At 51.4% G+C, this 6,000-nt stretch carries 6 protein-coding genes, 10 tRNA genes and 1 rRNA gene; all 17 read right to left on the bottom strand.

Annotated elements, in window-relative coordinates; translation table 11 throughout:
- Nucleotides 1–150, bottom strand: a 16S ribosomal RNA gene (locus BJU60_RS12810); the annotation flags it as partial.
- Between the two features lie 101 nt (nucleotides 151–251).
- Nucleotides 252–328: transfer RNA gene (locus BJU60_RS12805), tRNA-Ile, on the bottom strand.
- A 10-nt stretch (nucleotides 329–338) separates the two neighbouring features.
- Nucleotides 339–415 (bottom strand) — tRNA-Arg (locus tag BJU60_RS12800).
- Nucleotide 416: 1 nt separating this feature from the next.
- Nucleotides 417–504 (bottom strand) — tRNA-Leu (locus tag BJU60_RS12795).
- A gap of 30 nt (nucleotides 505–534) precedes the next feature.
- Nucleotides 535–610 (bottom strand) — tRNA-Lys (locus tag BJU60_RS12790).
- 9 nt (nucleotides 611–619) lie between these two features.
- Nucleotides 620–691: transfer RNA gene (locus BJU60_RS12785), tRNA-Gln, on the bottom strand.
- A gap of 7 nt (nucleotides 692–698) precedes the next feature.
- Nucleotides 699–774: transfer RNA gene (locus BJU60_RS12780), tRNA-Asp, on the bottom strand.
- Nucleotides 775–797: 23 nt separating this feature from the next.
- Nucleotides 798–873 (bottom strand) — tRNA-Val (locus tag BJU60_RS12775).
- 4 nt (nucleotides 874–877) lie between these two features.
- Nucleotides 878–952: transfer RNA gene (locus BJU60_RS12770), tRNA-Glu, on the bottom strand.
- Between the two features lie 32 nt (nucleotides 953–984).
- Nucleotides 985–1,076, bottom strand: a tRNA-Ser gene (locus tag BJU60_RS12765).
- Between the two features lie 9 nt (nucleotides 1,077–1,085).
- A tRNA-Asn gene (locus BJU60_RS12760) sits at nucleotides 1,086–1,160 on the bottom strand.
- Between the two features lie 220 nt (nucleotides 1,161–1,380).
- Nucleotides 1,381–3,519: a Tex family protein gene (locus BJU60_RS12755; RefSeq protein WP_083274146.1), complete on the bottom strand. Its 2,139-nt coding sequence runs from the start codon at nucleotides 3,517–3,519 to the stop codon at nucleotides 1,381–1,383.
- 66 nt (nucleotides 3,520–3,585) lie between these two features.
- Nucleotides 3,586–4,386: an RNA polymerase sigma factor SigB gene (gene sigB, locus BJU60_RS12750; RefSeq protein ID WP_070329225.1), complete on the bottom strand. Its 801-nt coding sequence runs from the start codon at nucleotides 4,384–4,386 to the stop codon at nucleotides 3,586–3,588.
- Complete coding sequence (gene rsbW / locus BJU60_RS12745; RefSeq protein WP_070329224.1) at nucleotides 4,352–4,828, bottom strand: anti-sigma B factor RsbW; 477 nt, start codon at nucleotides 4,826–4,828, stop codon at nucleotides 4,352–4,354. Before rsbW ends, sigB begins: the two co-directional genes overlap by 35 nt.
- Entirely contained in the window at nucleotides 4,825–5,151 is a 327-nt protein-coding gene (locus BJU60_RS12740) for an STAS domain-containing protein (protein WP_016510528.1), read from the bottom strand. Before BJU60_RS12740 ends, rsbW begins: the two co-directional genes overlap by 4 nt.
- Nucleotides 5,152–5,291: 140 nt before the next feature.
- The gene (locus tag BJU60_RS12735) at nucleotides 5,292–5,642 is read right to left on the bottom strand and encodes a type II toxin-antitoxin system PemK/MazF family toxin (protein WP_016510516.1); all 351 of its coding nucleotides are present in this window, start codon (nucleotides 5,640–5,642) and stop codon (nucleotides 5,292–5,294) included.
- Between the two features lie 5 nt (nucleotides 5,643–5,647).
- A complete protein-coding gene (locus tag BJU60_RS12730; RefSeq protein WP_070329223.1) occupies nucleotides 5,648–5,926 on the bottom strand; it encodes a hypothetical protein in 279 nt (92 codons plus the stop codon).
- Nucleotides 5,927–6,000 lie beyond the last annotated feature (74 nt).

The following is a 6,000-nucleotide window of genomic DNA, read 5'->3' as shown; positions in this document are numbered from 1 at the left end:
GAGGGCAGGTTCTTTACGTGTTACTCACCCGTCCGCCGCTCATTCCGTCGACTTCCCCCCGAAGGGTTCCGTCGATTTCCTGCGCTCGACTTGCATGTATTAGGCACGCCGCCAGCGTTCGTCCTGAGCCAGGATCAAACTCTCCAAAGAATTTGATATAGCTCTTGAAAATGACGAAGCTTGCGCTTCAATCAAAACTTGTAAAACTTTTTTTGCCTCATCGTTCAGTTTTCAAAGTTCGTCAGTTAAGATGGTGGGCCTAAGTGGACTCGAACCACCGACCTCACGCTTATCAGGCGTGCGCTCTAACCGGCTGAGCTATAGGCCCATAATAAAAATGGTGCACCCTGAGAGATTCGAACTCCCGGCCTTTAGATTCGTAGTCTAACGCTCTATCCAGCTGAGCTAAGGGTGCATGGTGCGGTCGAGAGGACTTGAACCTCCACGGTGTTAACCACCACTAGGCCCTCAACCTAGCGCGTCTACCGATTCCGCCACGACCGCAGCGTAATTAAATGTTACGAGGAATAAAAATGGTGAGCCATGCAGGGCTCGAACCTGCGACCCTCTGATTAAAAGTCAGATGCTCTACCAACTGAGCTAATGGCTCAAATATAAGCTGGGCTGGAAGGGATCGAACCTTCGCATGTTGGAATCAAAATCCAATGCCTTACCACTTGGCTACAGCCCAACGTAAATGGCGGTCTTGACGGGATTTGAACCCGCGATCTCCTGCGTGACAGGCAGGCATGTTAACCCCTACACCACAAGACCAGTATACGCGCTTAAATTTGAAATGGTGGAGGATGACGGGATCGAACCGCCGACCCCCTGCTTGTAAGGCAGGTGCTCTCCCAGCTGAGCTAATCCTCCGAAATGGTGACCCGTACGGGAATCGAACCCGTGTTACCGCCGTGAAAGGGCGGTGTCTTAACCGCTTGACCAACGGGCCATTTATTTGATTGATGTTTTCTAAAAAGTAAGTGGCGGAGACGGAGGGATTCGAACCCTCGCACCGGTTTCCCAGCCTACTCCCTTAGCAGGGGAGCCCCTTATAGCCGCTTGGGTACGTCTCCAAAATAAAATGGCTCCGCAAGTAGGATTTGAACCTACGACCTACCGGTTAACAGCCGGTTGCTCTACCACTGAGCTATTGCGGAACGTTGCTTGAATTTTTCAAAGTAACGATTTAAATTGTAACCGCAAACCCGAAACGTGTCAATCACTTTTTTAGAAAAGCTTTAATTTTTCATGCCGCGCTCTTGGCGACCTCTATAAGATATCACGGTCAAAAACGACCGTCAACACTTTTTAATAAAAAAGTTGAGCAAAATGAAACCACTTTGCTCAACTCCGACTTTCTTCTTACTAAATATCGATTTATTGTTTTTTAGGCTCTAGCATCGTCAGGCTGATCCGGCCCCGGTTGGCATCGACTTGCTCGATCCAGACGGTGACGATGTCCCCGACCGCGACGACGTCGAGCGGATGTTTGACGTAACGGTTCGACAACTTCGAGATGTGGACGAGCCCGTCCTGTTTGACCCCGATGTCGACGAATGCCCCGAAGTCGATGACGTTGCGAACCGTCCCTTGGAACTCCATCCCGACCTGCAAGTCTTCTAAGTTCATGACGTCCGTCCGTAAAAGCGGCTTTTGAATATCCTCACGTGGATCACGGCCCGGTTTGGCAAGCGACTTCAAGATGTCTTCGACCGTCGGCAGTCCCGCCTCAAGCGTTTCGCTGAGCACTCGGGCATCGACCGAATTCAACCGATCTCGCAACTCGGCCGTGCCGACCGCTACTTTCGAGACACCGAGTTCCTTCAATAGAGATAACGTCAACTTGTAACTCTCTGGGTGGATCTCGGTTTGGTCGAGCACGTCGCTCCCGTTCGTGATGCGAAGGAAGCCAGCTGCCTGCTCATACGCCTTCGCCCCAAGACGCGGCACTTTCTTGATTTCTTTACGGGTATTGAAGCGCCCGAACTCATCACGATACGCGACGATGTTTTTTGCCGTCGTCTTATTGAGGCCCGATACGTACGTGAGCAACGACTCGGAAGCTCGGTTCACATCGACACCGACCATGTTGACGACGCTCTCGACGACGAACTCGAGTGAGCCTTTCAATTTGTTTTGACTGACATCATGCTGGTACTGTCCGACCCCGACCGATTGCGGGTCGACTTTCACAAGCTCGGCCATCGCATCTTGGATCCGACGGGCGATCGATACAGCCGAACGTTCTTCGACTTTCAACTCCGGGAACTCAGATCGCGCAATCTCGGAAGCCGAGTACACGCTGGCACCGGCTTCATTGACGATCGCGTACGCGATCTCACGCTCGGCCGTCTTCAGCCAGTTCGAGACAAATTGCTCGGTCTCACGTGAGGCGGTCCCGTTGCCAATGACGATGACGGAGATCGGATAGCGTTTCACAAGAGATGAGAGCACTTTTTCTGAACCGGTCACGTCATGCTTCGGCGCCGTCGGATAGAACACGCCAACTTCTTCGACTTTCCCGGTCTCGTTGACGACGGCCCACTTACAGCCGGTCCGGTAGGCCGGGTCAATACCGAGCACGACGACTTCCCGGAGTGGCGGCTGCATATAGAGCTGCTTCAAATTCTTCGCGAAGACGTCAATCGCTTGTTCTTCAGCCGTCTCGGTCAACGAACTGCGGATTTCACGTTCGATGGCCGGGAAGACCGATTTCTTGAACGCGTCCTTTATAGCGAGCGTCACGACATCCCGTTTCTCGGTCGGAAGACGATCTAACTTACTGATTGCTCGTTTCAAGAACAACGTCTCGTCAAAGACGAGCTTCACTTGGAGCACGTCGGTCCGCTCACCCCGGTTCAACGCGAGGATGCGGTGCGGCACGATGCCGACCACTTTCTCCTCGTAGTCGTAATACTGGGCGAACACTTCTTTCTCATCTTCTGCCGCCTTTTTCTTTTGGGACCGGAGGAGTGCCTCGTTCCGCACTTTCGTCCGCAGCGTCTGGCGGAGCGCTGCCTCTTCCCCCCACTCTTCCCCGATGATCGCTTGTACGAACGGAAGCGCCTCTTCTAGCGCCAGTTCACCCGCGAGTCCCTCCGCTTGTTGCACCGAATAAGCAGATACTTCTCGGAACCAGTCGGCGAGCGGCTGCAGCCCCTTCTCTCGTCCCTGCTCGGCTTTCGTCCGGCGCTTCGGACGATACGGCAAGTAGATGTCCTCGACTTGTTGGAGACTCGTCGCGACCTCGATGGCCCGTGTCAGCTCCGGCGTCGCCTTCTCGAGTTCTTCGAGTTTTGCGAGGACGTCTGTTTTCCGTTTTTGGAGACTCTCTTCGTATTGGAGCGAGTCGAGGATCGCTTTGATCTCGACTTCGTCCAAATTCCCCGTCATCTCTTTTCGATAGCGGGCCATGAACGGGATCGTCGCTCCATCCGACGCAAGTTGTTGTACCGTCTCGATTTGACTCGTATTCAGCTTTAATTCGTTCGCAATCTTCGTAATCAATCGAATCACTTCCTTTTCTCTTCTCTATTGAAGTGTAGCAAACTCTGTAGAAGACGACAAAAAAACGATGACCGTTTAGTCATCGCTTGAGAATACTTCGTTGAGTGGGACTTTGATGGCCTCACGCAATTTCTCGAGCGCGCGTCGTTGTAGACGTGACACGTGCATCTGGGAAATACCGAGGAGTTCGCCCGTCTCTTTTTGACTCATGTTTTTATAGTAAGCACATTCCAAAATCGCTTGTTCCCGCTCGTTCAAGACGCTGAACGCCTTTTCGAGAATGAGGCGCTGGTCGACTGACTCATACCCACGCTCTTGGCTGCCGACGAGGTCGAGCAGTGTGACCGTGCTGCCTTCATTGTCCGCTTCAATTGAGCTGTCGACCGAGAGCGCTTGATAGCTCTTGCCCATCTCGAGCGTTTCGAGAATTTCTTCATCGGAAACGCCAAGGTATTCGGCGATCTCATCGATGCGCGGTGACCGTTGCAGTTCTGTCGTCAGCTCTTCGACCGTCTTCTTGATTTTCGGTCCAAGCTCCTTGATCCGACGCGGCACGTGAACGCTCCACGTCTTATCACGGATGAAACGCTTGATTTCACCGATGATCGTTGGAACGGCGAATGATTCGAAGCTGCGTCCGAACTCCGGGTCGAAACGGCGAAGTGCGGCGAGCAACCCGATCATCCCGACTTGCACAAGGTCATCATGGATGGCCCGGCCACGCGAGAATTTTCGAGCGAGCGCTTCAACAAGGTCTGAGTATCGGTTGATGAGGAGCATCTGGACTTCTTCGTTTTGATCGTCCTGTTGATAGCGCTCAATCCACTCTAATACTTCATCATCACTGTGATGGCGTTGTTGAGATTTTGCTGGCACTCTGATCCACCTCGTCCCTGTTAAGGAGTTTCGTCATCGTCACTTTGACACCGTTGTCCTTGTTGATCGAGACGTTATCCATTAACGCTTCAATGAGGAAAAGACCGAGTCCCCCTTCGTGAAGCGATTCGATTTCTGCCGTCTCCTCGACCGGAGCCGCTTGGCGTTTCACGTCGTCCGCGAACGTCTTGCCCGAGTCTTCGATCGTCATCTCGAGGCGGTCGTCGTGGACGCCGCACGTGAGCTTCACTTCACCCTCTTGGTCTTCATAAGCGTGCTGAACAGCGTTGCCACACGCTTCCGAGACCGCGATTTTAATATCCTCGATCTCGTCGTACGTATATCCCATACGGTTAGCGATTCCTGAGACGACTAAACGGACCACGCCGACATATTCCGGTTTGGCCGGGAACGTCATCACCGTCTGTTCGATGTTACTCATTTCGTGCCACCTCTTACGTTTGTATTGATCGACAATAACTTGTCTAGGCCTGTCAATTCAAAGAGACGGTTGACGCGATCGGTAACGCCGACGAGCGACAACTCTTTCTCGTTACGTTTGGCAATTTTAAGTGCGCCGACGAAGACGCCGAGACCTGTTGAGTCCATATAGTCGACTTCGTCCAAATGAACGATGACATCTTGTTCCGTAATCGCCGGGTGCAAGACCTCTTTCAATTTTGGTGCCGTATATGTGTCTACCTCTCCAGAAACGTAAAGGTGTAATTGTTCTCCAATGACTTGCTCGCGAATCGCTAAATCCATTGTATATTCCCTCCTAATGTTACGCATAGAAAAATTGAGTACGATTAATCATATTTCCCTTATTTCAGGATTTGAAACCACTTTTATCGATCTTTTTGAAAAAAAACCGATACCCATGTACCGGTTTAGTTATATGTAAGCTAGAGCGGGATTAATCCCATACTGATCTCTAGCGCTCGGTCAACTTTGTGCATCGTCTCATCATCGAGATGAGTGACTTTATCCGTCAGACGACGCTTATCAATCGTTCGAATCTGTTCAAGCAAAATCACGGAGTCTCGTTCGAGGCCGTGTTTGACTTGATATACTTCCACATGAGTCGGCAGTTTTGCTTTCTGGATCTGAGCCGTAATCGCAGCGACAATGACGGTCGGGCTAAAGCGATTGCCGATATCGTTTTGAATGACGAGAACCGGACGAACTCCACCTTGCTCTGAACCGACTACGGGCGACAGATTCGCATAAAACACGTCACCACGCTTTACGATCACTCCGCTCACACCCCGCTTACTTGACGTAAGAGAGCATGTTCGGCTTCCGTCTCAATCATCAGCATCTCTTCTGCCATATTCAAATTAAACGCGGCCATCTCTTGATAGCCTTTCGCCAATTCTTCACGCAGTGCTTGTTGTCGATCAGCAATTTCCTTAGACAAGTACGTCACTACATCGTTCAATGACAGTGATTCACGATCTTTCATCGAAATCGGACTCACATGCTGCGAGAACCGATCTGGAACGGACACTAGAGCACCCGCAGTTCGCTGTTTCAACATCTTGCACCTCCAGAATCGTTTCGGTGATTGGCGGAATTTTTCCCGCGTTCTTTATCAATATAACACGCAAGAAT

Source organism: Exiguobacterium aurantiacum (genome assembly GCF_001766415.1).
In the GTDB taxonomy this organism is placed as follows: domain Bacteria; phylum Bacillota; class Bacilli; order Exiguobacteriales; family Exiguobacteriaceae; genus Exiguobacterium; species Exiguobacterium aurantiacum_A.
This window is presented reverse-complemented; position numbering and strand designations above follow the sequence as displayed.